The sequence below is a fragment of the Nocardia iowensis genome, assembly GCF_019222765.1.
Classification (GTDB): Bacteria; Actinomycetota; Actinomycetes; order Mycobacteriales; family Mycobacteriaceae; genus Nocardia; species Nocardia iowensis.
This window is the reverse complement of record NZ_CP078145.1, coordinates 152,508-179,059: the sequence shown is the minus strand read 5'-3', so window position 1 is coordinate 179,059 and position 26,552 is coordinate 152,508. Positions and strand designations below refer to the sequence as shown.

Here is a 26,552-nt window from a genome sequence, read left to right as displayed (position 1 = left end):
CTGGAATGCCTACTCAACGGGCCTGCGGGGGGCGTGGTGCGGTTAGAAGACGCGGAGGTTGCCCGGGGACCAGAGGCCCGAGCGGGTTGCGGTACCGGTGTCGAGCTTGGCCGGGGTGGCGCTGCGGTCGTACTGGTCGTAGCGCTCGAGGGAGCCCCAGTCGCGGGCCCAGTCGTCCTTCAGGTAGGTCGGGACGGTTACCGACTTGGCGAGCATCTGGGAGAAGCCGAGGAGGCCGCCGAATTCTTGCGCCTGCCAGGTGTTGGTGGAGGTGATGGCGGCCTGGCGGTCGGGCAGGATGCGGTAACCGGGGACCTCGGCGACGCCGTTCTTGTGCTCGAGCGGCCGCTGGCAGGGGAACTGGAGACCGACGGCCCAGTCCTCGAGCACCGGCTGCTTGTCACCGATGAAGGTGTTGAGCGACTGCAACTTCGGCATCCGCGGCGGCGTGAACGCCAGCCACTGGTCACCGATCAGGATCGGGTCGTTGGCGACGATGCGCACCGCGTCGGCGTCGGGCGCGATCTCGGCGAGCGGCACCCGCAGGTTGCGCCAGGACGGGAACGGGCCGATGTCACGCGGCAGGTAGGTGCCGAGCTTCTCGACGCTGCCGTCCGGCAGCCGCCTGCCGTAGTCGACGGTGAGCGACTGGCCGTAACTGGTGTCGCCGGTGTCGTCCACCGAGAGGATGCGACCGGCCGCGGAAATCACCACCAGCGGGCTGTCCGCCGAGCGCGGCGACAGTCCGTACCAGCTGGACGTGAGATGCGCGGGCTGCTGCACACCGTTCTGGTAGCTGCCCAGGACCGGCGTGGTCGCCGGATCGAGCCCGAAGGGCAGGGCGACGGTGCTGCCGTTGACACCGCGAGCTCCCTGACCGCCGCCGGTGCCCGCGCTCTCGCCCTCGGCGAACGCGGCGCCGATGGACTGGGTGGACGTGTTACCGGTGCCCGGCTTCACCTCGACGGTGTCGGCGGACAGGTCGTTGGGCACCCCGTTGGGATCGAAGCCGACCGGGTCGGCACCGGCGAGCGGATCATTCGGATCCGTCAGCGGGTGCGCCGGATCGGCGATCGGCTGCAATGCGCCGCCGTTCGGGTCCGGTTCCACCAGAACGTCATTGGCGAGGCCGCAGCTGTTGCCGCCCAGCGCGTCGAAGTTGGAACGGGCCAGCGAGTACGCCGGGTACTGCGAGACAGCGCCCTTGACCAGCGACATCATCTCGAGCAAGACCATCAGCGCGGCGACGACGGTCAGCGGGATCGCGGCGAACTTGCGAATCCGCTTGCCCCGCGCCGACTTCGGCGAGGCCTCCGGTTTGGCATAACCCTCGCGCAACGAGTGCCAGGCGACCAGGGCCAGCGCCACGCCGAACAGGCCGAGCATCAAGGTGTTCGACTGGTAGCCGTGCAGCGAGATCCGCTTGTCGAACCACGGCACCCCGAAGCTGGAGACGTACCAGTAGCCGTTGATGCCGGAGAACGCGAGCGCCAGCACGAACAACAAGCCGGCCAGGAAGATCGCCCGGTTCTTCCGTGCGCGCAACGCCGACGCCGAGACGGCGACCGCGGTCACCGCGGCCAGCGAACCGGCGATGCCCGCGTACGCGCCGAAGTGGTGCGTCCACTTGGTCGGGTTGAACATCATGAAGAAGATGGTGCCGAAGACGACACCCATCAACCGCCAGGTCGGACCGCTCGCGATGCCGGGAACCTGCCTGCGCCGCAACAACACCAGCATGGTGGTGAACAGGCACAGCAGCATCACCAGGAACGCGAACCGGCGCGCCAGCGAACCGTCGACGGACTCCACGAACAGGTAGTAGTAGCGCAGGTAGTCCTCGTACCAGGCCAGGTTCGGCCCGGTCACCTGACGCACCCGGTTGGCCTCCTGAATACCGGCGAAGGTCTGATCGCTGTAGACCACGATCAGCACCAGCAGCCCGGCCGCGGCGATCGGGGCGAGCAGCGGCAGCGTCGACCACCACTTCGCCCCCGCGGAGCCGAACTGCCGACGCCTGCGCACCACGATCCGCACCAGTGGCCGAACACCGGCGAGCAGCGCGGCGACACACATCAGTCCGGTGGGCGCGGCCGCGAGCGTGAACGCCGCGACCAAGACCGCGACACCGGCGGGCAGCAGACGTCCGGTCGCGATGGCCCGTTCGATCGACACCCAGGTCAGCAGTGCGCCGAGCGCGACGATCGGCTCCGAGCGCAGGCCGTTGTCGAACGGCATCCAGAAGGCGAGGAACACCAGGCCGCCGGTCCACAACGCCACCCGGCTCGTGCGCACACCGCGCCCGAGCCGGGGCACCACCTCGCGGCTGATCACCATCCAGCAGAGGATGGCGCAGGCCAGCGCGGGCAAGCGCACCCATGGGCTCGCGGTGGAGATCTCCGAGAAGACCTGGATGACGTAGTAGTACCAGCCGAACGGCGCCTCCGGCACGCCGTACCAGCGGAAGTAGTTGGCCATATAACCGGCGTGCGGCGCGACCCGCACCATGCTCAGGATGTAGCCGTCGTCGGAGGTATTGGCACCGACGAAATGCCAGACCAGCAGCGAGCCGATGACCGCGCCGTCCGGCAGGGTCGGCTTCAGCCAGTTCGACGGCAGGAACCGGCGGTGCCCGCGCCCGTCGCTGCCGTCGAGCCGGGCCAGCGCGGCGAGCGCGATGAGGGTGCACAGCACCGCGGCAATCATCGCGATCAGCTTGATCGCGGTCGGGCTGGAGGAGAACCGGGTGTCCACCGTCATGTGGAAGTCGAGTCCGGCGGGGGCCGCGCCCTTCAGATCGGAGAAGACGCCGACCACCTGCGGCCGCAGGTCACCGTTCAGTGTGCCCTCGACCGGCACCTCGACCTGCTGCTCGGTCCCGGGCGCCGCGCCCTCGACCGGCTTGGTGACCGTTGTGGTCAGGCCGTTGAACACCGCGTGCGTGCGGTCGTGGTCGGAGGTCAGTACGAGCGCCGAACACCGGTCCATGTCCGACCGCGGCGCCGACACGACTACGGCGTTGCGGTCGATCACATCCACGGTGCTATCCGAGACCCGAATGAACATGGCCTCCAACGCGGCCCGGTCGCCCTGCGGCGGCGCGGTGGCCAGCAGCATGCCGCCCCGCTCGGGCAGCTGCGCGACCGTGCTGCACGGGATGGTGGCGCTCAGGTCGATCGGCATCTGGGACATCAACGGGGACTGCACGTTGCCGAGCGTCCCGCTCTGCGGCCAGTTGAGCTCCGCGGTGGTTTGCGTCACCGGCAGGAATGGGGTCGCCAAGGCGAACAGCGCGCCGAGCACACCGGCGACAAGCGCGATTATTCGCGCGGTCCGGAAATCGGCCTGCGAGGCCGCGGGCGCGGCGGGCGGTTTCGTCAAGACAGCAGTAGCGGCGTCGGGCACGGTTGGCAATGCTATAGGGCCGGTCCACCTCTCCGTGTTCCTTGCCGGTCGAGAAGTGCCGCAAATGTGCCGATGCAGGTGCGAACGGGCGTCAAGGGGCCCGACCGTTCACCTCGATGAAACTCGGCAACTGGTTTCGTGAGCACATGGGTAACTCGCCGGGTACGCCCAGAACCGGACTCCACTCCCGACCGCCGGCCCGCGACGACACTGCCGCGAGTACGACGACCGGCAAAAGGCGCGGAGAGGCGGGCTGGCAAGGTGGGGGGTATGACAAAGGTGAATCTGACGACGAATTATGGGCCCATCGTCCTGGAGCTGGACGACCAGAAGGCGCCGAACACGGTGCAGAACTTCGTGGATTACGTGAATGCGGGCCATTACAACGGCACCATCTTCCACCGTGTCATTCCCGGCTTCATGATCCAGGGCGGCGGTTTCGAGCGGGGCATGCGGCAGAAGGGCACCCAGGCGCCGATCCAGAACGAGGCCAACAATGGCCTGAAGAACGACAAGTACACCGTGGCGATGGCGCGCACCAACGACCCGCACTCGGCCACCGCGCAGTTCTTCGTCAACGTCTCCGACAACGAGTTCCTGAACCACTCCGCGCCGACTCCGTCCGGCTGGGGTTACACGGTGTTCGGCAAGGTGACCGAGGGCACCGAGGTGGTCGACAAGATCGCCGGTGTCGCGACGGGCAGCGCGGGCGGGCACCAAGACGTGCCGGTCGACGACGTGGTCATCGAATCCGCCAGCCTCGGCTGAGGTCGTAGTCGGGTGAATCGGGCCGCCCCGCAATGGGATGCGGCCCGATTCCGAGCAGTCGGCGCGCTCAGAGCGGCAGCAGGTGGTGCTTGCGCGGATTGCGCGCCAGTGACTTGTCGCGCAGCAATTGCAACGCTTTACGCAGCTCCAGCCGGGTATTCGCGGGCTCGATGACCGCGTCGATGTATCCGCGCTCGGCCGCAACCCACGGCGTCGCCATGGTGGCGTTGTAGAAGTCGATCATCTGCTGGCGCATGGCCGCCCGCTGTTCCTCCGGCGCGGCCTCGATCTGCTTGCCGCCGATGAGGCTGACCGCGCTTTCGGCGCCCATCACCGCGATGCGCGCGGTGGGCCAGGCCAGGTTCACGTCGGCGCCGAGCTGCTTGGAGCCCATCACCGCGTAGCCGCCGCCGTACGACTTGCGAATCACCACAGTCACTTTCGGCACGGTCGCCTCCACGAAGGAGAACAGGAACCGGCCGCCGCGCTTGATGACGCCGATCTTCTCCTGCTCGACGCCTGGCAGGAAGCCGGGCGTATCGACGATGAAGACCAGCGGGATCTCGAACGCGTCGCACAGGCGCACGAAATGCGCCGCCTTGTCCGACGCCCGCGCGTCCAGCGCGCCCGCGTAGACCATCGGCTGGTTCGCCACCACGCCGACGGGCCGCCCGTCGACGCGGGCGAAGCCGGTGATGATATTGCGTCCGGCGGTGGCGCCGATCTCGTGGAAGTTGCCGTCGTCGAAAATCCGCAGCAGGACGTCGTGCATGTCGTACGCGGCGTTATCCGAGTCCGGCACAAGGGAATTCAGTTCCCGGTCACTGTCGGTGAGCTCCGGCTCCAGGCCGGGATTCACGATCGGCGGCAACTCCTGACAGCTGGTCGGGAGGAAGCTCAGGTAATCGCGCACCCAGTCGAACGCGGACTTCTCGTCCGGGGCGACGTGGTGGATGTTGCCGTACTCGGCCTGGCTCTGCGCGCCGCCGAGCTCTTCCAGGCTCACGTCCTCGCCGGTGACCTCGCGGATCACCTTGGGGCCGGTGACGAACATGTACGCCTCTTCGGTCGCCACCACCACATCGGTGTTGATCGGGGCGTACACGGCGCCACCGGCACACTTGCCGAGGATCATCGAAATCTGCGGCACCAGCCCGGACAACGGTTCCTGGCGACGGCCCAGCTCGGCGTACCAGGCGAGCGAGGTCACCGCCTCCTGGACCCGCGCGCCACCGGAGTCGTTGATGCCGACCACCGGGCAGCCGACCTTGGCCGCGTACTCCATGATCCCGGCGACCTTGCGGCCGAACATCTCGCCGACCGAACCGCCGTAGACGGTCTGGTCGTGCGAGAACACCGCCACCGGCCGTCCCTCGACCAGGCCGTGCCCGGTCACCACGCCGTCGCCGTACAGCGCCGTCGGGTCACCCGGCTTGCGCACCAGCGCACCGATTTCGACGAAGGTGCCCGGATCGAGCAGCATATTGATCCGGTCGCGGGCGCTGGGAATCCCCTTCTTCGCCCGCTTCGCCACCCCCGCTTCACCCGCCGGTTCCTGCGCGAGATCCATCCGTTTACGCAGGTCGGCAAGCTTTTCGGCAGTAGTGCTCACTTGGCCCCTTTCGTAAGGTGCACCCCCTAGGGGGCGATCGCCGCAAGCTTCGCGGCGAGATCGGCTCCGATCTTTCCGATCCGCGGTTCGTCGATGATCTGCAGGTGGTCGCCCGGGATGTGGATGACCTCCAGATTCGGAATGTATTCGTCCCAACCACCATTGGGACGCCGATTCGCGTAACGCGGCTCGAGCTCGATCATGCCGTCCTGGTAGCGGTCGGCGAGGTAGAGCACGACATCACCGTCGTAGTGGCTCGGCGTCGTCTTGGCCAGATGCCGTCCCTCGATCCACGAGGTGCGCTGATGCTCCAGCACACCGCCGGGGATCTTGGTGCCGCTCATCTTGACCAGATCGCTGATCATCTTGAACTGCTCTTCATCGGTAGCCGCCGCCAGCGTCTCCAACTGCTCGCGATCCAGCTCACCCTCGACGCCGTAGGTCTTCTTCGCGAAGACCTGGTAGCGCTCGATGCGGCGTACCCGTTCCTCGGGGCTGTTGTCCTCGTCCTCGACCGGCATGGCCAGGTCGATCAGACCGACGATGCGGACGTCGGCGCCCTCGGCCCGCAGCAGCTGGGCCACCTGCAGCGCGAACACCGCACCGAGTGACCAGCCGTACAGGACATACGGACCGTCACCTTGGATCTTGCGGAGCTCGGTCACATACTGGCGCGACCGCTCCAAGATGTCACCCTCGACGCGCTCGAAGCCGTACATCGGAGTGTTGGCCGGAAGCCGCTTCAGCAGCGGTTCGTAGACCAGCGTGTTGCCACCCGACGGGTGGAATACGAAGACCGGCAGGTCATTCGAGCCCTCTGGCCGAGGTCGCAGCGGCCGGATGAACCCGTCCACATCGGCACCGCTGTCCTGGAGGTTGCGCACGATGTCGGCCAACTGCTCGATGGTCTCGCAGTCGAGCACGTCGTCCACGGTGACCTCGGCCTTGACCCGCTCGGTGAGCCGGGCCGCCAGCTTCTCGGCGACCTCTTCCTCGAGGATCGGCAGGGTGTTGAAGATGCCTCCGGCGGACTTGCCGGTGACGACCGCCCAGGTGGCGAAGGTCAAGCGCTCGGCGGCATCACGGGGCGGCACATCGTCTTCGTCCGCGGACTGCTGACCGCCGAAGACCGGAGCGGCCGCAGGCGGCGAAACAGGTTCGGCCACAACAGCTTCGGTCGGCGCGGCAGCGACGGGGGATTCCGCCGCCGCAGGTGTGGCATCGGCCGGTGCGGACTCGGTCACTGCGTCAACCTCGGCGGTCGGCGAACCAGCCTCGGCGGCAGTGGTATTCGCGGCTGCGGCGGCAGCGATCGCGGCCGGGTCCTCGCCAGCCGCAACAGCGGCACGAGCCGCCTCGATGAACCCGGCGTCGATCGTGGTCTCTTCGCCCGCAGCCTGCTTGGCGGCGACCGCCGCCAACTCCTCGCGGTGCTCGATGGCGTAGCGCAGTACCTTGCCGACCTCGTTGAGGTTGGCGTCGCGCACCGCCTGGATCTGCAGCTGCGGGATGTCGAATTCGTACTCGACGCGGTTCTTGATGCGCATCGCCATCAGCGAGTCGAGGCCGAGCTCCATCAGCGGGATCTCCATCGGGAGGTCCTCGACGGCGTAGCCCATGGACTCGGCGACGATCAGCGCGAGCCGATCCTCGAGCTTCTGGGTGCCGTTGGGATCCCACCGCTCACCGAAGGTCTCCACGACCTCGATGTCGGCATCGCTGGTCGGCGCGACCGCGGCGGCCGGAACAGACTCGGCCACAACAGGTTCCGGTAGCTGCGCACCGGAGGTGACCACCGCGTCGAACAGCAGCCGGAAGGCGTTGCCCTCCTTGGCGTGCACCTGCACCGAGGCGCCGCCGGGGTGCGGGGTCAGTGTGGTGGTCAGCGTGCCGGTGGCCGGAACGGTGGCATGCGCGATCGAAGCGCCCAGCGATACGTCGCTGAGTACCTGTGCCGCAGCGGCATTCACCAGTGCGGCGAGATCGGTGACCGAGGACGCCTGGACTTCCCATGCGTGCCTACCATCCGGCATGGCCACGTGCGCGCCGGGCACCCGGCCGTTGCCACTGCCGCCGGCCAGCGAAACCTTCGGCCAGAACTCCTTGCGCACGAACGCGGTTCGCGGAACATCGGCGTACTCGCCCGCGGGCAGCAGCGACGGCAGGTCCACCTTGTGCCCGTGCACGTACAACTGGGCGAGGGCTCCGATCACGCCCCCCGCCTCGTCTTCCTTGCGCTTGAGCGTCGGGATGAGCTGTGCGTCGTGCAAGCCCGCCGCGAAGGTAGTGCCAAGCACCTGCATCAGCGCAACGGAATTCGGCGCGAGCTCCAGGAAGGTGGTGTGCCCGGCGTCGACCGCGAGCTTCACCGCGTTGGTGAAGTACACGCTGCCGCGCATGTTCTTGACCCAGTAGTCCTCGGTGTGAATCGGGTCGTTGCCCGGGCGGTAGAACTCGCCTTTGTGCACCGTCGAGTAGAGGCCGGTCTTCAGCTTGGTCGGTTCGATACCGGCCAGCTCCGCGGCCAGTTCACCGAGCAGCGGGTCCATCTGCGAGGTGTGGCCCGCGCCGCGGGTCTGCAGGATGCGGGCGAACTTGCCCTCCGTCTCGACCCGCGCCACGATCGCCTCGACCTGCTCCCGCGGGCCGCCGATCACCGTGTTGGTGGGCGCGGCGTATACGCCGACCTCGACGTCGGGGTACTCGGTGAGCAGCTTCTCGATGTCCTCGGCGCTGTACTCGACGAGCGCCATATTGCGCACGTCGTCGTCGGTGATCATCTGCTCGCCCTCGTGCATCAAGCGCGAGCGGGCGCAGATCACTCGGACCGCGTCCTCGAGCGGCAGGCCACCGGCGATGTAGGCCTCGGCGACCTCACCCATCGAATGGCCGACCACCGCGTCGGGTTGCGCGCCGTGCGCGCGCAGCAGCGCGGCAAGGCCGATCTGGATGGTGAAGATGCCGACCTGCGAGGTGCCGACGTTGTAGTCCTGGCTGTCGTCCAGGAACATGTCCCGGATCGAGTACCCGGCCTCGTCCTGCACCAGTTCGTCGACCTCGTCGACGGCCTTGGCGAAGATCGAGTTCTCCAGGTAGAGCGCCTTGCCCATCTTCCGGTGCTGCGCACCGAAACCGGAGAGCACCCAGACCGCACCCATGGTGGCGGGCGCGTCGGCGGTGAACACACCGTTGCCCGGCTTACCCGTCGCGATGGCACGCAGACCGGCGACGGCCTCCTCGTGTGTCTTGGCGAGCACGACACCGCGCGAACGCCAGTGGCTGCGCTTGGCCAGCGACCGCGCCACGTCCTCCAGCGAAGCATCGCGCCCCGCTTCGGATTCCAGCCAATCGGCCAGCTCGGCGGCGGCACGGCGGCGGCGCGAGGGCAGATAGCCGGAGACCGGCAGGATCACCGGCAGCGGCTCGGTGCGCTCGGCGGTCCACTCCGCTACTGGCGCCATGGATTCCGCGACCGGCTGGGCGTCCGCGACTGGTGCGGGAGCCTCGGCGGGCTCGTCGGCGGCCACCGCGTCCGCTTCCGTGATCACATCGGCCGTCTCGTCGTCGAGGTCGGCATCGAGTGCCGAGGCGGCGACCTGCGCGGCGGGCTCGGGCGCGACCTCGGCCGAGGCCGGAACGTATTCCTGCACAACGACATGCGCATTGGTGCCACCGAAGCCGAAGCCGGAGACGCCGATCGTCGCCTTGCCGCTGTAGCGGGGGAATTCGGTCGGCTGGTCGACAACCTTCAACCGGGCCTGGTCGAACGGGATGTACGGGTTCGGACCCGCGAAGTTGATGTTCGGCGGAATAACGTTGTGCTGCAACGCCATCACGATCTTGGCGAAGCTCGCCGCGCCGGCGGCGGACTCCAGGTGGCCGAAATTGGACTTCGCCGATCCGAGCAGCGCGGGCTTGTCGTCGTCACGACCACGACCGACCACCCGGCCGAGCGCGTCCGCCTCGATCGGGTCACCGAGCAGCGTTCCCGTGCCATGCGCCTCGATGTAGTCGACAGTGGACGGCACGATGCCGGCGTCCCGATATGCCCGGCGCAGTACCTCGGCCTGAGCATCAGGGTTCGGCGCGACAAGACCGTTGGATCGTCCGTCGGAGTTGATCGCGGAGCCCTTGATGACGGCCATGATTCGATCACCGTCGCGTTCCGCATCGGCGAGCCGCTTGAGCACGATGAGCCCGGCACCCTCGGAACGGACCATGCCATCGGCATCGGCGGAGAACGCCTTGATACGACCGTCCTTCGCGACCGCGCCGACCGAGTCGTAGCCCAGTGTGACCATCGGTGCGAGCAGCATGTTCACACCACCGGCCAGGGCCAGGTCAGCGTCGCCCTCACGGAGCGCGCGCACCGCCTGGTGTACCGCCACCAGCGTGGACGAGCACGCGGTGTCGACGGCGACCGAGGGGCCGCGGAAGTCGTAGAAGTAGGAAACGCGGTTAGAGATGATGCCGGACGACGCACCCGTGATCCCGTAGGCGGCGGCCGAAGCGGGCCGGTTCGGGTCCTGGTCGCCAACCCCGAGCGCAGCGACAAGCATGAAGTCGCTGGTGGAAGTGCCGATGAAGACGCCGACCGGCGCGCCTTTGAGGTCGCTCGCGGGAATCCTGGCGTGCTCCAACGCCTCCCAGGTCAGCTCCATCATCAGGCGCTGCTGCGGATCGACACTCTCAACCTCGATCGGCGACATCGCGAAGAACTCCGCGTCGAAGCCCTTGACCACGTCTTGGTCCAGATATCCGCCGAGGGTGTTGGCGGCGGCGATGGCCGCGGCCGCATTCGGGTCCGTGGCGAACTCGCCCCAACGACCCTCGGGCAGTTCGCGAATCGCGTCGCCGCGATTGATCAGGAACTCCCAGGTCGACTCCGGCGTATCGCCCGCACCGGGCAGCCGGGTCGACAGGCCGACGATGGCGATGTCGTGCGCGTCGTTCGGCTGGTAGCCCGCCGTATAGAAGGAGTCGCCGGAAGCGTCTTCCACGCTTTCCGGCTCTCCGTTGATGACCACCTCGGCCAGCGAGGCGATCGTCGGATGCTGGTAAACGACGGTCGCCGTCAGCACCACACCGGTCAGTTCCTCGATGTCACCGCCGAGAGCGATCGCGTCGCGCGACGCGAGCCCGAACTCCTCCATCGGCCGATCGACCGTGATCTGCTCGATCGGCTGCCCGGTCGCCTCGGCAACCCAGTTACGCAGCCAGTCCCGCAGCTCGGCGACCGTCATATCGGTCTGCGCGCCGGAAGCCTCGCTGGAGGCGGCGGTCACCTGCGCCGGAGCCCGGTCGGCGTCCGCGTCGGCGGGCAGAGTATCGGTCGTCGTGCTGGACGTGCCCTCGTTGTCAGCCATCAATTCCTCAAGCTACCTGTCTGCGTACCGGGCGCGCCGCGAATGTCGGCTGTCCGAGGGCACCCCTGGGCAATTACTCTTCCGGTGCATCGGGGAATGCCTGCTGGATGTAACCACCCCGCAGCGTTCCCTCCAGATAGGCGGCCTTGCAGGCCCGCCGGGCGATCTTGCCGCTGGAGGTCCGCGGAATCGAACCCGCGGGAACCAGCAATACGTCTCGAACGGTGACACCGTGGCGCGAGGCCACGGCGGCGCGGACCTCGTCCGCGATGGGTAGCGGATCGGCTTTGCCCGCACCCGGCCCACGCTCGGCCACGATCACCAGCTGCTCGGAGGCGTCGTCGGCGTCGAACTTCAGTCCCGAATGGCTGCCCTGTTCGAACACCAGCGCGGGTAGCTGATTGGCGGGCACCGAGAACGCGGCGACGAAGCCGGGGCGTAGCGCCTTCGAGGCTTCCTGCGCGGAGAACTCCAGATCCTGCGGGTAATGGTTGCGGCCGTCGACGATGACCAGGTCCTTCACCCGCCCGGTGATGTACAGCTCGCCGTCGAGGTACACGCCGTAGTCGCCGGTGCGCATCCAGTTGGCGTCGTGGTCGGCGCCTTCGGCGTGGCTGCCCTCGGGCAGCCGGTGCGGCACCTTGTTCTGGAAGGTCGCGGCGGTTTCGTCCGGCCTGCCCCAGTAGCCGATGCCCATGTTGTTGCCGTGCAGCCAGATCTCACCGACCCGGCCGTCGGGTAGCTCGCGGCCCCCGTCGGCCTCGACGGTCTCCGGATCGACGATCACGGCCCACTGCGACAGCGCGACGTAACCGCAGGAGACCTGCGCGATGGCGTTCTCCGAGCCGGGCTCGACCTTGACCATCCGGCCCGCGTTCAGCTCGTGCCGGTCGACGTAGGTGACCTTGGCTTCGTCCTCGGCCTTGGTCGCGGACACGAACAGCGTCGCCTCGGCCATGCCGTAGCACGGCTTGATCGCGGTCTTGGGTAGGCCGTAGGGCGCGAACGCCTCGTTGAACTTCTTCATCGAGGAAGTGGTGACCGGCTCGCTGCCGTTGATCAGGCCGATCACGTTCGACAGATCGAGCGACTCGCCGTTCTTCGGCAGGCCGCGCGCCGCGGCGTGCTCGAACGCGAAATTCGGTGCTGCGGCGAAGGTTCCGGCGCCGTCGGACTGCGCGGCGAGTTCCTTGATCCAACGGTACGGACGGCGGACGAACGCACTCGGCGACATGATGGTGATGTACTTGCCGCCGACCGCGGGCAGGATCACCGTCAGCAGGCCCATGTCGTGGAACAGCGGCAGCCACGTGACGCCGCGCGAGTTCCAGTCCAGGTTGATCGCGTCCACCATCTGCAGCAGGTTGGTGCCGACCGCGCGGTGGGTGATCTCCACACCGGCCGGGGTACGGGTCGAGCCCGAGGTGTACTGCAGGTAGGCGATGTCATCGATCGCGATGTCCGGGCGCACCCAGCCTTCGCCGACGCTGTCCGGGATGGCGTCGACCGCGATGATGCGCGGTCGCTGCGCGGCGGGCAGCGCACGGAAGAACTGACGCACACCGGCCGCCGAGGAGCTGGCGGTCAGGATGGCGGCGGGCTCGCAGTCGCCGAGCACGGCGTGCAGGCGATCGGTGTGGCCTGGCTCGTCCGGGTCGAACAGCGGCACCGAGATGGTGCCGGCGTAGATCGCGGCGAAGAAGGAGATCACGTAATCCAGACCCTGGGGGGCCAGGATCGCGACCCGGTCGCCCGGGTTTGTCACCTGCTGCAGTCGAGCGGCCACCGCGCGCAGCCGAATGCCGAACTCACGCCACGTCAGTTCCTGCGCCTCGCCATCACGCTCACGCGAGTAATCGATGTAGCGGTACGCCAGGGTGTTCGCGTCGTTCCGGGTGTGCTTCTCGACGTGATCGACCAGGGTGTGATCCTCGGGAATTCGGATGTTCCCGGTCTCGTCCAGGTAGTCGTCGAAAGTCTCTTCCATTCCTTCTTCTCCTCCGAGGCACGCACAGCAAGACGGCGACAACGCCGCTGTTATCTGTGGGGCCCCGACTCGCTTTCGCCCGCGGGTGGCTCCAAGTGCCCGAGTCAGCCTGCAGTTATTGGGCGGTCTGCGCGGTGACCGCTATCGGCTAGATGTACTCAAACCAGAGTCATGTTACAGAGAAGACCGGCTCACTCGTCTCGCAGCAGGGGAATAACGGGGGCGAATGCGTCCATCTGGGTGGGAAAGACCCCGACATACGACATCGAGGTGAGTTGGCGCACACGACGGATCTGCTCGGCGATTTCCTCGAAGCTGCCGATGGCCACATACGGCGAGTTGAGGATGTCCTCGACCGAAAGCTTCACGTCCACCTCGAGATCCGGGTGCAGGCCCCGCTCGATCGCGGAAAGCGCCATCTCAGCGGTCTTCTCGCGATCGTCGGTGATCACGATGGCGGTGATGGCCCAGTTCAGCTCGATGTCGGCGAACCGGTCACCGGCGGCTTCCCGGATCAGGTTCACCTTCTCGATCGTCTTCTCGAGCGTGATGCCCGACAAGAGGCCTTTACCGTTCTTGGTGGTCACCGGCACGACGGAGATGATGTCGGCGTGCTTGGCCGCCAGCCGCAGCATCTTCGGGCCGCCACCGCCGGTGCAGATCGGCGGACGCGGACCCTGCCGCGGCCGAGGCGTGCCCTTGACCCCGCGCACCTGGTAGTACTTGCCCTCGAAGGTGCATTCCTGACCGCGCAGCAGCACGTCCAGGATGGTCAGCGCCTCGTCGAGCTTCGCCAGCCGAACGCCGGGCGTCTCGTAGGGCAGGCCCGCGGCGACGAACTCGTCCTGCTTCCAGCCCGCGCCGAGGCCGACCTCGAGCCTGCCTTTGGACAGCACGTCGATGGTGGCCAGATCCTTGGCCAGCACCACGGGGTGCCGGAAACCGTTGGCCAGCACCGATGTTCCGAGGCGGATCTTCTCGGTGGCCTGGGTCAGCGCGCCGAGGGCCGCGATCGGGCCGATCTGGTCACCCAGGTGATCGGGCACGACGAAGGTGTCGAAGCCGTACTCCTCGGCCTGTTGCGCCGTCTGGATGAACTTGCGGGCGCCACCTTCTTGCTTATTTCCCTCGCCGGCTGCCGCGAAGCGGAAGCTGCGCAACGGCGTACCAAGCGCGGTCGACTCACCGGCTGGTGCGGCGGCTTCTGTCATGAACTCATGCTCCTGGCTGTAAGGAAATTCGGGCGCGATGGTGCAGGCCGGTCATGCCCCGAGCGCGGAGTCGGGGTTGCCTGCGTCGCGATCACCAGCGCACTTTACAGCGTGCCGGCCAACCGGAGTCGCGCTTGTCACGGCAGTACTGGGTGTACTGCGTGCCGACCCGGGTATTGCCTGTGACTTCTCACGACACCACCTCGCTAACGCTCGGCTCCGTCGTGCGAAGAACGCGCTGCATCTTCGGTTCGCTCGCTGACGCTCGCTCACGAATGTGGTGGATGCGGCGCGGATTCGACGAGACCGTTCGCCCAGTTGACGGTCCACTGGGTGGAGGTGGTCCCGTTCTCGTCGACGACGAAACCGTTGTACAGCGCGTGCACCGGATTGCCCGCCGCGCGCACCAGTGCGCCGACGCTGCCCATGATGTTCCACGGGCTCAACGCTTCTCGCGGTGCGTCGCAGATCAGGTCGCCCTGCGCGCAGATGGTGTAGGTGCGATCGGCCAGTTCACCGAAGCCGCCGGGTCGCGGCCCGGTCATGGTGATGCCCGGCACGTTGAGGCCCTTCAGCGCGACCTCGGCACCGACCCCCGGTGGCACCGCACCGATCTGGATGGGCTGGCCCGGACCCGTATCCCCGGTGCGCCGACCATCCGAAATGAGCGTCACGCCGAGCACCTTGTTGGCCGGGACCGGACCCTTGCCCGCGCCGATCTGCGAGGCCACATCGCCCGCGATCACCGCGCCCTGGGAGAACCCGGCGATCACGTAGGTGGTCAGCGGACATTCGCGGTATCGCGCCTGCATCGCGTCGACCATCCGCTGTGTGCCCTCGGACCGGCTGTTGTTGTAGGACTGCTGACCGTCCGGCGGGATCGCGATCGGATTGGAGAACTGCGCGACGTACGGGACGGTGTACACGTCCAGCCGTTCCTTCGGGAACCGCTGCTCGACCGGGTTGGAGATGTTGAGCATCAGCGATACCGGGTTCGCGGTCGGATTGTGCGGGTCGTCGTTGCTGTTGGACTCCCAGGTGCCGGGCACCGAGATCATCTGCACATCCGGACAGGTCGCCGACTGTGAGGTCGGCTCCTTCGGCGGCTTCGGCCCCGGCTTCGGCTGGCGCAGCAGCCCGGCGAGCAGGTACCACAGCAGCAGCACCACGACGATGATCAGGATGGGGATCCCGATCAGCAGGAGACATCCCACCGGCCGCGACCGGCGGGATGTCGAACCGCGGCGCGCACTCACTGGCAGTACGTCTGCTTCGCGGCGCTGATGTAGATCTGCCCGGCCTTCTCCACCGGCATCTTCGCCGGATCGAAGGACGGATCGGAACCGGCCATCGCGCTCACGAAGGTCATCAGGTCCTGATCGGACGCACCGGACGCGCTGCCCTGGCAGACGTAGTTCGCCACGCTCAGCGCGATATCAGGGGTGGACGGGGTGACGCCCTGCTGCTTCAGCGCGTCGAGGTACTTCTTGTCCTTGTCGCTGAGCTTCGAGGTGTCGGCGGGCGGCGCCGCTTCGGCGGGCACCGGCTGGGGCCGCTCGGGTGCCACCGTGGCTTCCGGCGTCTGCTCGGGTTCGGGGGCCGGCGCCTGCTGTCCGGTGTCCGCGCTGGTGGTGGACGAGGCGGGCGGCTGCGTCGCCGCCGTGGTGCGGGTCAGCGTCGGCGTGCTCGACGCGGTCGAGTCGTTGCCGCCACAGGCGGCAAGCAGGCCGGTAGCGGCGATCGCCACAACAACGCCGAATACCTTTCCACGGGTCCTCTGCATGAATTCTGTCCTCGATCTGTTCGCAAACGGGGGAGGTCGCCCACCAGGCTAGCGGCAAGACCTGAGCAACCGGGGGCAGACAACAAACAGACCGGTCCGATTTAAAGGCCGTGAACCTCCGGTTTGCCATCTCGCACAATGATGAACCCGGTTTGGAAGTTCTGCTGCACACCCCCGGGGACGGGGAACTCGTCGCTGATCGGATACCCGAGCTTGCCATTCTCATAGCCGAGCACCTGCCAGGCCTCCATGATCGGGCCGTTGCGCACGGCCCACGCACCCGACAGCGGGCTCCAATAGATATTGCCGCCCTCGAAACGGCTGTACCGGCCGAGGTCCTTCAGCGGCTGCTCCTCGGCGGCGGGGAAGCCGAGCCAGCTGTTCTCGTAACCCATTTCGGCGTACTTGCCCAGGATCATGCCCTGCACCCGGTGCACACCGGTCTTGGCACTGTAGTAGAACGGGCCGTTCTCGAAGGCCTGCACGGCGCCGTCCCGGTTCGGCGTCGTGACCTCGGGTGCGATGGGATAGCCCGCGGGCCCGCCCTCGTAGCCCTGCTTGCCCCACTCGTCGAGGATGGCGCCGCGCACCACCTGGGCGCCGGTCTGCGGCGTCCAGTAGAGCGAGCCGTTCTGGAAGGTCTGCATTCTGCCCTTGCCGTCGGGCAGTCCGCGTTCGTCGCCGGTCGGCAGCCCGAGCGGCCCGCCGGGGCCGAGTGCGGCCTGATACCCGCCGCCGATCATGCCGCCGACCGGGTGCGCGCCGCCGCCCTGTGCGAAAAAGACCCGGCCGGACCGGAAGTCTTGCGCCACCCCGCCGGCCACCGGGTACTCGCCGGTCAGACAGTCACCGAGCCAGCCGTTGGCGCCGGCCACCGTGGCGATCTGGCCCGAGGCGGTGCACGCGGGCTTGCCCGGGTCGGTGCCGAGCGCGGACGCGGCCTGGGTCCAGGACTGACGCATCTCGAAGTCCCAGTACGGCCAGGAGTGCGTACCGGACGGGCGGTAATTCACCTGGGCCGGGATCGCCAGCTTGCCGAGTTTGGTGACGAAGTTCTGCGAGGTGAGCCGGGACAGGATCTCCAGCCCCATGCCCGCGTAGTTGGTGCTGACCCCGGGGATGCTCGACGCCTGGTCGAACGGACCGCTCGCGCCGCTGCCACTGGAGACGTAGAGGGCGACACCCTTCAGCTTCTCGGCCAGCGTGTACGGATCGTGCGCGGCCCATTCCGGGCTGGTCGGCGGGCCCCACATGGCGCCGACGTCGAAACCGCCCGCTTCGCGCATGGCGAACTCGATGGCCTGCGGCATGCCGATGGTGGTGGTGGTGAGAAAGCCCGAGTAGGACGCGGCGTATTTGGCGAAGCCGGGGTTGCGCGCGGCCAGGAACATGGCCGCCGTGCCACCCATCGAAAGTCCTTCCATGCCACGGACATCCGTTGCCCGCCAGGCACCCTCGAGCAGCGGGGGCAACTCCTTGGTCAGGAAGGTTTCCCACTTGTAGTTCTTGCCGTTGTCCGGTTGTAGCCAGTCGGAGTAGAAGCTGGACTGACCGCCGATCGGCAGCACGACGGTGACGTTCTTGTCGGCGAAGAAATCGACGGCACCGGCGTCCTTGGTCCAGCCGCTCTCCTCATCGGTGGCCCGCAGGCCGTCGAGCAGGTACAGCACCGGGAAGCGCGCGTCGGGGCGGGTGTTCCAGTCCCTGGCCAGCAGCAACTGCACCTGGATCGGCGTGGCCATCGACGGCGAGTTGATCCACAGCGCGACCCGGCGATCGGTCAGCCAGATCACCTTCTGCACAGTCGCCGGGGCGGCGGCTTCCGGGGTAGCGGCGGGCTGCGCGACCGCGGGCGAAACGCCCGCCGCCAATGGAATCACCAGGGCGGTCGCGAGCACCGCTAACCGCCCGCGAGCCGGCCGCGCGCCGCGACGCTCGCGTCTCCCCCATCTGCCGCGCCGAATCCCTGCCACAAGAGCTTTCTACCCCGCTGTTCGGCATGTTTCGGGGAGGACACGCACGAAAACGACTCGGGCCGTACCCCGATGGGGGTACGGCCCGAGTCGTCAGTCAGATATCACCAGGCGCCGGTGGCGTCCAGGATCTGGTTGCGGGAGGCGAACAGCTGGCCCTCCCAGTACTTCCAGGAGTGGGTGCCGACGGCCGGGAAATCGAACCGGGCCGGGATACCCAGCGAGGCCAGGCGAGCCTGGAACGCGCGGGTGTTGACCAGCGAGAGCGCCTCGAGCGCCATCGCGTTGCCGGTGTTGAAGACGCCGATCGCCGAGTTCGGGGCGTCGTACTGACCCGGCAGGCCGCTGGCCGCCGAGATGTACATCGGCAGGCCCTTGAGCTGCGGGGCGAACACGAAGGGGTCCATCCGCAGCCACGCCGGGCTCCACGGCGCCGCCATCGAGTCGACGTTGAACTTGCCCGCGTCCAGCATGGCGATGCGGATGGCCTCACGCATGCCCGGCGCGGAGATGTTCAGGTAGCCCGAGTAGGAGGCGGCGAACTTGAACTGGTCGCGGTGGTAGGCGGCCAGCGCCAGCGCGCCACTGCCGCCCATGGACAGACCGGCCACCGCGTTGTTGGTGCGCGAGACGCCGTAGCCCTCGAGGAAGGCCGGGAGCTCCTTGGTCAGGAAGGTTTCCCACTTGTAAGTGGTCTTCTGGCCATTGGTGTTGCTCGGTGCGTACCAGTCCGTGTAGAAGCTGGACTGACCGCCGACCGGCATGACCAGGGTGATGTTGTCGTTCGCGAACTGCTGCAGTGCGTTCGTCTCGAACGACCACGCATTGCGGTCGTCGCGCGCCCGCAGTCCGTCGAGCAGGTAGAGCGCCGCGTTGCCGCCGCGCGATGCCCACTGCACCTGAACCTTGATCGGGCCCATGCTGGACGGGACCATCAGATCTTCGAATCCGCCTGCGGGAGCACGCAATACCGGTGCGTGCACCGGCGCCGCGGTGGCGATCGGGGCCGCCATACCCGCGGCGATCGGTAGCGCCATCACGGCGGCACCGACTGCCAGAATTCGATTACGCCAACTACGAGGTGCGCCTCGCCGTCCCGACTTCGTTCTCATCGGCGCGGCCGCCCTGCCGAAACGCATGAATCCTGCTCTCTTTCTGCTTTTCTGCCTGTTGTGGTGCCGTCCGCGACCCCGAGGGGTCGAACCGCACCAGTGCTGCCAACGAGACGCACGCCACGTCGCACCGGACCCCGACATTCCGGCACACGCGGCAGCGCTACAACGATCTGGTCACACTTGCGCTCGCTGGACGATATTCGACGCCTGAAGCCTTAGCAAGGCCGAGGCAACCAGGTGGCCGAAATCCGCCCGTACGCAATCTGTGATGGTGCGGTGACCCTATCGCGTTCCGCTGGTTATTGTCGTGCCGGAGCACCAAATTTTTACCTGATGGCGGGAAGTGTCAGCTCAACCCAAATTGGCGCTGAGATCGGGCAGCATCTGGAAGACCTGGTCCTGCCAGTAGTTCCAGCTGTGCACACCTACCGGGGTGTAGACGAACACGGCGTTGCTCGGGCCGAGACTGTTCATCCGCGCTTCGAACGCACGGGTATTGGCGAGCGCGATCGTTTCCAGCGCCATCGCGTTGCCGAGGTGGTAGACGTCGATCGGCGCGTTGATCACATCGCGCGGTCCGTTCACGCCGTTGCCGGTGGCGATCCACAGTCGAGTTCCGTTGTCGCGCAACAGTGGCGCGAACATGAACGGGTCGTTACGCAACCAGCGCGGATCCCATGGCGGGCCCCACATCGCGTCGATGTTGTAGCCGCCCGCGTCGAGCATGGCCAATCGCAGCCCCTCCTTCATGCCGGGCGCGGAAACGTTCAGGTAGCCCGAATACGAACCGGCATAACGGAACTGGTCGGGATGGTATGCGGCCAGCGCGAGCGCGGCGCTGCCACCCATGGACAGTCCGAACACGCCATTGCCGTGCGGGTTGAAGCCGAGGCGGTCGTGCAGCGCCCAGCGCAGATTGTCGGTGAGGAAGGTCTCCCACGCGTATGGCCGCTGTTGGCCATTGGTATTGCTGGCCGCAATCCAATCCGAATAGAAGCTGGATTGACCGCCGACCGGCATCACCAGGTTGATGTTCCACTGCGGCAGCACGCGGGAGATCTCGGTGTCGACTTCCCAGCCGCTCAGATCGTTGCGGGCACGCAGCCCGTCCAGGGCGTAGACCACGCGGTGGGTGTTGCCGTCCGCGGCCGGGAAGATTCGCGACTTGATCGGGCCCATGCTGGAGTCGACCCAGAAGTCGAAGCCAGCGGGATTGTGGGCGGCCTGTGCGTCCGGGCCGAAGCCGCCGAGTGCGGCGCCGAACGGCAGCGCCAATGCGAGCACGAGACCTGCGACGCCGTGGCGAAGCCGGCGGCGGCCGGCCATATCGGGCGTACTGGCTACCATTCCGCGTACTTCGGCTGATCGCATCGATTCGACCTTTCGCCCGCGCGGTCGTCGTTGACCGCAACTGTGGTGCATGGAGATCGATACACGCCACCGAGGGCTTCCAGCGCGAAGTTCTCGGCCTTATCGCTCTTCATAGGGCACTTATTCGCTCGCTGCCCTTCGGAAAACGCGCAGCGATGCGGGATCGTGATGAAAACCAGAGATTTGCCGCGGTTGCGGGTATGCCTGAACGACTCGGCCCGCATAGACCCGGAATGCCTTCCCAGCGATCAATCAGCCAATCGTTGCCCGGTGTGGGCAAGCCAGGCGAAACGACAGACCACCCGGCGCTCAGTAGCGCCGGGCGGTCTGTTCACCAGGAATTCGTCAGCCGATATTGGCGGACATGTCCGGAATCATTCGGTAGGCCTCGTCGGTCCAGTTGTTCCAGGCGTGGATGCCAAAGGCGGGATAGGAGTAGACGGTGTTGCCGCCGCCCAGTGTCGCCATGCGGACTTGGAACGCGCGAGTGTTCGCCAGTGCCAATGCCTCCAGGCCCATGCCGTTGAGGGTGTTGAAACTCGGCGGGTCGTTGGCCGCGGGCAAGCCGCTCGCCGCGGCGATCCACAAGCGGGTGCCGTTGCGCACGAGGTTGGGCGCGAAGACGAACGGATCCATGTGCAGCCACTGCGGACCCCACGGCGGCGCCATCGAGTCGACGTTGTAGCCGCCCGCGTCCAGCATCGCGACCCGGATGGCCTCACGCATGCCCGGCGCGGAGATATTCAGATAGCCGGAGTACGAGCCGGCGAAGCTGAACTGGTCCGGGTGGTAGGCAGCCAGGGTCAGCGCCGCGCTGCCGCCCATGGACAGGCCGAACACGCCGTTGCGGTTCGGGTTGAAGCCGAGCCGGTCGCGCAGTGCGTCGCGCAGTTCGTGGGTCAGGAAGGTCTCCCACTGGTACCGGTAGCTCTTGCCGGGACCCGCGGCCAAGATGTTCAGTGCGCCGGAGCCGGAGGACGAGCCGCTGCCCGCCGGGATGCCGAGCAGCTCACTCGGCGCGTTCCAGTCGGCGTAGAAGCTGGACATGCCGCCGACCGGCATGACGACATTGATGTTCCAGTCCGCCAGCACCTGGGGGACGTTGGTTTCGATCTCCCAGCCATTGAGGTTCTCGGGGGCGCGCATGCCGTCCAGCACGTAGGCGACCCGGTTGGTGTTGCCGTCCCTGGCGCGCAGGATCCGAGATTTGATCGGCCCCATACCGGAGTCGACCCAGAAGTCGAATGCCGCCGGGTCGAATGCCGCCGATGCGGTGGCGCCGCTGCCTGCTGCCGCGATTCCGAAGGGCAGCAAAAGGGCCACGGCAATCCCCAGTGCGGATCGCTTCACCCACGAACCAGTCACTCCGGACCTACCGGGTCTACCTTTCCAGCGGGCTGTTCGCATCAAACTCGACCTTTCGTTCGGGCGACCGGGGGGCAAACAACTGGCGATCTCCACCGGCCCCCTCTTCGGACACCGAGAGCCGCCGTCCACCGAATCCGGACGAATCGACCTCTGTGCATGTTCTCTGTGTATCAATCGGTACCGGATGCTTATATGTTGCTGGAAAGTGACTCTTGCCACAACTCACCTGCCGCTACCCCTCCACATTCGTTACCAAACCCGAGTTGGACGACTGGCAAACGAAAGGACCGCCCGGTGCACTCGGCACCGGGCGGTCCAGTCGGACAGACTTACCCGAAAATCACCCGATATTGGCGGACATATCCGGGATCATCCGGTAGACCTCATCGGCCCAGTAGGTCCAGTTGTGCACACCGACGGCCGGGAAGTCGTAGGTGGCGTTGTTGGCGCCCAAGGTGAGCATCCGGACCTGGAACGCGCGGGTGTTGGCGAGTGCCAGCGCCTCGAGTCCCATCGCGTTGACGGTATTGAAGCTCAGACCGTCGGCCGCGCTCGGCAGACCGCTACCCGCGGAAATCCACAGCCGGGTGTTGTTGGCCTTCAGGCGCGGGGCGAACACGAACGGATCCATCCGCAGCCACTGCGGGCCCCACGGCGGCGCCATCGCGTCGATATTGAAGCCACCGGCGTCGAGCATGGCCACCCGCAGCGCCTCGCGCATACCCGGCGCCGAGATGTTCAGGTAGCCGGAATACGAACCGGCGTAACGGAACTGGTCCGGGTGGTAGGCCGCCAGGGTCAGCGCGGCGCTGCCGCCCATGGACAAGCCGAACACGGCGTTACCGTTCGGACTGAAGCCGAGACGGTCCCGCAGCGCGTAACGCAGGTTCTGGGTGAGGAAGGTTTCCCACTTGTAGGTGTTCGTCTTGCCCATGCCCGCGGAGCCCGACAGCAGGCCGGAGCCGGAGTTGGCGGAGCCGGTGGACGAGGACCCGGCGCTGCCGAGACCGAAGAAGTTGCTCGGCCCGGTCCAGTCCGCGTAGAAGCTGGACGGACCGCCCACCGGCATGACGACGTTCATGTTCCACTTGGTCAGCTCGCGCACGACCTCGGTGTCGACTTCCCAGCCGCTCAAGTCCGGTCGCGCCCGCATGCCGTCCAGCGCGTAGACCACGCGACTGGTGTTGCCGTCGGCGGCACGGAATACCCGGTTCTTGATCGGACCCATCTCGGAGTCGACCCAGAAATCGAAGCCGTCCGGGTTGAATGCCGCGGACGCCGGTCCGGCCGGGCCTGCCACCGACACCCCGAGCGGTAGCAGAATCGCCATCGATACCAGCACCGAACGTTTCAGCCAGGATCCGGCTCTTCGAGTATTCAGACGCCCGATCACGCCTCGCATCAGTTTCGACCTCTCGTTCACGCAACGGCATCGGCCGTCGTCTATCACGATGACCCGCCGATGCCCACAACTAGTCGACGTCATGGCGGGCGTACTTTCGCAGCCTAGCGTGTCATCGATACATGGGCGTTATCGAACCGAGACAGAGCGGCGCAGGCCACGTTGTGGAGGGTTACCAATGCGACCACTGGGCCCCCTGTGAAAGGAGGGCCCAGTGGGGCTTGGTCAGTCCGCTTGACTAGCGCGGTGCCTGCGGGGCCTTGGGGAACGGATCGACCAGACCGCAGCGCTGGATCTCGTACTTGGGCACCCGATCGATCCGGTACTTGGCGAACCGCAGCGCGTTGCGCAGGTTGTGCCGGAAGCGCTCGAAGGTGAACGGGTCGCGATAGGAGACAAGCAGCGCCTCGGTGTCCGGGCAGGACATCGCGGTGCGCGCCTGGGTCACCCACTTCTCGTCCAGGTACCACGGCATCCACGGCTTCTTGTCCACCATGCCGGTGTCCACGATGACCCAGTCCGGGTACAGGCTCTTGTCATGCCCGATCCGGCCGTCGGTGAGCCGCTCGGTGTGCGCTGCGAGCGGATAGGCCAGGCCCATCTGGTCGATGACGCGCACGTTCAGCGGAACGTTCATGCTGGTCATGCCGAGATTGAGGAAGTAGACCGTGTGCCCGGCGCCGCCGGCCGGGATCGGCTGCGGCGGCGGGGCGATGTACCAGAACATGAACGACGGCGAGTTCAGCAGCAGGCCGCCGTTCGGTGTCTCGGCGATGTTGTCGACCATGGCGCGAATGCGCGGATAGTCCAGGTAGTCCTCGGCCAGGATCGGGTGGTCGTGGCCGGTGTTGAGGACGTAGTAGACGCGCTCGTCCACGATGCCGGTCGAGCTGATCTTGGTGCCGGTCTTGATCGCGGTCGTGTTCGCGGCGAACAGCGCCCAGCCCGCGGCACCGAGCAACGCGAAAAGCACCACCGCGAAGGACCAGTCGGTGGCCGTCGACGACCGCAGTCCGCCCGCGGGCAGCCGGATCGGCACCACCGCGACCGGCAGCAGCAGCAGGAACAACTGCGCCAACAACATTCGGCCGTGCATGAAATCGCCGCCGACGCGCAGTGCGTACACCGTGAGCAGGAATCCGCTCACCAGCACCAGGGTGACCACCGCACCGGGCGAGCGCAGCCACAGCCGAATTCGCTGCACGTTCCACCGGGGCTGTTCGTCCGGTGCGGCATGCCGACCGCCCGGATCCGCGGGCGCGCCGGGCTTTCCGCGCGCCGCGACAACTCCCGCGACGAGCAACACCAGCAGCGGAACCCACAGGTAGTACGGGCCGACGAGATCCCACAGGTAGGTGAAGCCCTGTCCCCACTTGGCACCGCCCGCGTCCTTGGCGACCGCGGTGTTCGGGTAGGGCAGGCCGTAGTAGCCCATCCGCCAGATCTGGTAGCCGAGCGGCACCAGTCCGGCGACGGCAACGATCAAGGCGCGCAACGCGATCGGGCCGAACCGGAATTCCGGCATCGGCGCGATCACGATCATCAGCAGCGCGAGCCCGCCGACCAGCGTCATCTCCGGCCGGATCAGCGGGGCCAGCCCCGCGAGGAACACCAGGCCGAGCAGACCCGGGATCCGGACGCGCTCCGCTTGGCTCCAGCGGATCAGCTGCCACCACAGCAGGCCAAGCCAGCAGATCACCAGGCCGCTCTCCAGGCCCGAGGTGACGTAGTCGCGGGCGGGCGGGATGGCGATGTAGACCAGCATTCCGGCGGGCAGCAGCAGCGCCGACTTGGTGCCGCCCCACAGCCGCGCCGCACCGAGCATGGCGAACACCACGGCCGCCATCGACGCAGTGAACGCGACACCGAGCACGACGTACTCCAGCCGCGCCTCGGTCAGCCAGCTGAAGAACCAGACGATGTAGGTCCACGCGGTGCTGGTGTTGGTCTCGACGCGCTCGCCCTCGTTGAAGACGGGCCCGTTGCCTGCCAGCAGGTTGCGCACCGTGCGCAGCACGATCAGGCCGTCGTCGGCGATCCAGCGGCGCTGCCAGCCGCCGACGGCGAAAAGGAGGACGGTGAGCGCGATCCCACCGACGAATGTGGCGAGGGATAGCCGGGCGAACCGCGACGCCGAGCGGGCCGGCTGTTCAGCCGGCCCCTCGTTCGCGTATTCCGTTCGCTCCACTTCCGCTACCAACATCTCGTCAGGTGAGATAGACAGCGACACCTACCGCTCCGATCCAGGCAATTGCGAGGAACTGGAGGACGCGATCCCCCAGCGCGATCTCTTCGGGTTCACCGGCCTCGCCGCCATCGACGTCGACCGCGTAACGCAGGATAGCGATGGTAAACGGAATCATAGAGATAGAGAACCAGTTGGTGTCTTTCAGACCGTCCTGCTGGAACGCCCACAGACCGTAGAACACCACCACGGCCGTTGCCGCGAGGGTCCAGATGAACCGCAGGTAAGTCGGCGTGTAGTACTCCAGCGACTTACGGATCTTGGCGCCGGTGCCCAGCGCGATCTGCAGTTCGGCATAGCGCTTGCCCGCCGCCATGAACAGCGAACCGAACGCCATGATCAACAGGAACCACTGCGACAGAATGATATTCGCGGCCGCGCCACCGGCGACGGCACGCAGCAGGAAGCCCGAGGACACAATGCAGATGTCCAGCACCGCCTGGTGCTTGAGCCCGAGGCAGTAGGCCAGCTGGATGCCGATGTAGACCGCCATCACCACGGCCAGATGCCAAGAGGCGAGGAACGATCCGGCGATCGAGCCGACGAGCAGCACCACCGAGAGCAGGTATGCCAGTTTGATCGGGACGACGCCCGCGGCGATCGGCCGGTACCGCTTGGTCGGGTGCGCCCGGTCGGCATCCACGTCGAGCGCGTCGTTGATCAGGTAGATGCCCGAGGCCGCCATGCAGAACACCACGAAGGCGATCCCGATGGGCCTGAGCACGTCGAGCTCGTTGGCCGTGCCCGCGGCCAGCGGGGCCGCGAGCACCAGGACGTTCTTGACCCACTGCCGTGGCCGGACAGCCTTGAACAGCCCACCGGCCAATGTCTTCGGCGGACCCTTGACGACCGCTTCGGCTAGGTCGGTTCCGGTTGGCTCTTCACTCATGACTCCACCTCGCTGGCGCTCGGCTCCGTCATGCGCGAAGCACACTGTTTCATGATT

The 26,552-nt window shown here is 66.9% G+C and carries 15 protein-coding genes; 1 reads left to right on the top strand and 14 read right to left on the bottom strand.

All coding sequences use genetic code 11. The annotated features are described in order from the left end of the window. Positions 1 to 42: 42 nt before the first annotated feature. Positions 43 to 3,405 (bottom strand): arabinosyltransferase domain-containing protein, encoded by a 3,363-nt coding sequence (locus KV110_RS00755; protein WP_218472622.1) that lies wholly within the window; start codon positions 3,403 to 3,405, stop codon positions 43 to 45. A gap of 270 nt (positions 3,406 to 3,675) precedes the next feature. Here KV110_RS00755 and KV110_RS00750 point away from each other — a divergent pair, with 270 nt between their 5' ends. Next, positions 3,676 to 4,173: a peptidylprolyl isomerase gene (locus KV110_RS00750; RefSeq protein WP_218472621.1), complete on the top strand. Its 498-nt coding sequence runs from the start codon at positions 3,676 to 3,678 to the stop codon at positions 4,171 to 4,173. A 67-nt stretch (positions 4,174 to 4,240) separates the two neighbouring features. Here KV110_RS00750 and KV110_RS00745 read toward each other — a convergent pair whose 3' ends face one another. From KV110_RS00745 to KV110_RS00685, 13 genes are all read right to left on the bottom strand, one after another. Next, positions 4,241 to 5,743, bottom strand: a complete 1,503-nt coding sequence (locus KV110_RS00745; protein ID WP_218478068.1) for an acyl-CoA carboxylase subunit beta — start codon at positions 5,741 to 5,743, stop codon at positions 4,241 to 4,243. Positions 5,744 to 5,811: 68 nt separating this feature from the next. Next, on the bottom strand, positions 5,812 to 11,028 hold the full coding sequence (gene pks13, locus KV110_RS00740) for a polyketide synthase Pks13 (protein ID WP_393538188.1): 5,217 nt from the start codon (positions 11,026 to 11,028) through the stop codon (positions 5,812 to 5,814). Positions 11,029 to 11,224: 196 nt separating this feature from the next. Beyond that, entirely contained in the window at positions 11,225 to 13,138 is a 1,914-nt protein-coding gene (gene fadD32, locus KV110_RS00735) for a long-chain-fatty-acid--AMP ligase FadD32 (protein ID WP_218472619.1), read from the bottom strand. Positions 13,139 to 13,329: 191 nt separating this feature from the next. Then, on the bottom strand, positions 13,330 to 14,349 hold the full coding sequence (locus KV110_RS00730; RefSeq protein WP_218472618.1) for an LLM class F420-dependent oxidoreductase: 1,020 nt from the start codon (positions 14,347 to 14,349) through the stop codon (positions 13,330 to 13,332). 269 nt (positions 14,350 to 14,618) lie between these two features. Continuing rightward, positions 14,619 to 15,563 (bottom strand): cutinase family protein, encoded by a 945-nt coding sequence (locus tag KV110_RS00725; protein ID WP_246634290.1) that lies wholly within the window; start codon positions 15,561 to 15,563, stop codon positions 14,619 to 14,621. Between the two features lie 38 nt (positions 15,564 to 15,601). Further along, positions 15,602 to 16,132, bottom strand: a complete 531-nt coding sequence (locus KV110_RS00720; RefSeq protein ID WP_218472616.1) for a DUF732 domain-containing protein — start codon at positions 16,130 to 16,132, stop codon at positions 15,602 to 15,604. Positions 16,133 to 16,233: 101 nt separating this feature from the next. Continuing rightward, positions 16,234 to 18,030, bottom strand: a complete 1,797-nt coding sequence (locus tag KV110_RS00715; RefSeq protein ID WP_246634289.1) for an alpha/beta hydrolase-fold protein — start codon at positions 18,028 to 18,030, stop codon at positions 16,234 to 16,236. Positions 18,031 to 18,209: 179 nt separating this feature from the next. Then, a complete protein-coding gene (locus tag KV110_RS00710) occupies positions 18,210 to 19,244 on the bottom strand; it encodes an alpha/beta hydrolase (RefSeq protein WP_378735776.1) in 1,035 nt (344 codons plus the stop codon). A gap of 327 nt (positions 19,245 to 19,571) precedes the next feature. Then, complete coding sequence (locus tag KV110_RS00705) at positions 19,572 to 20,567, bottom strand: alpha/beta hydrolase (protein WP_218472613.1); 996 nt, start codon at positions 20,565 to 20,567, stop codon at positions 19,572 to 19,574. Positions 20,568 to 20,936: 369 nt separating this feature from the next. Then, positions 20,937 to 21,998: an alpha/beta hydrolase gene (locus KV110_RS00700; protein WP_218472612.1), complete on the bottom strand. Its 1,062-nt coding sequence runs from the start codon at positions 21,996 to 21,998 to the stop codon at positions 20,937 to 20,939. A 301-nt stretch (positions 21,999 to 22,299) separates the two neighbouring features. Beyond that, the gene (locus tag KV110_RS00695) at positions 22,300 to 23,361 is read right to left on the bottom strand and encodes an alpha/beta hydrolase (protein ID WP_218472611.1); all 1,062 of its coding nucleotides are present in this window, start codon (positions 23,359 to 23,361) and stop codon (positions 22,300 to 22,302) included. Positions 23,362 to 23,599: 238 nt separating this feature from the next. Next, positions 23,600 to 25,564 (bottom strand): arabinofuranosyltransferase AftB family protein, encoded by a 1,965-nt coding sequence (locus tag KV110_RS00690; RefSeq protein ID WP_246634288.1) that lies wholly within the window; start codon positions 25,562 to 25,564, stop codon positions 23,600 to 23,602. A gap of 4 nt (positions 25,565 to 25,568) precedes the next feature. Then, entirely contained in the window at positions 25,569 to 26,495 is a 927-nt protein-coding gene (locus tag KV110_RS00685; protein ID WP_218472610.1) for a decaprenyl-phosphate phosphoribosyltransferase, read from the bottom strand. Between the last annotated feature and the right edge of the window lie 57 nt (positions 26,496 to 26,552).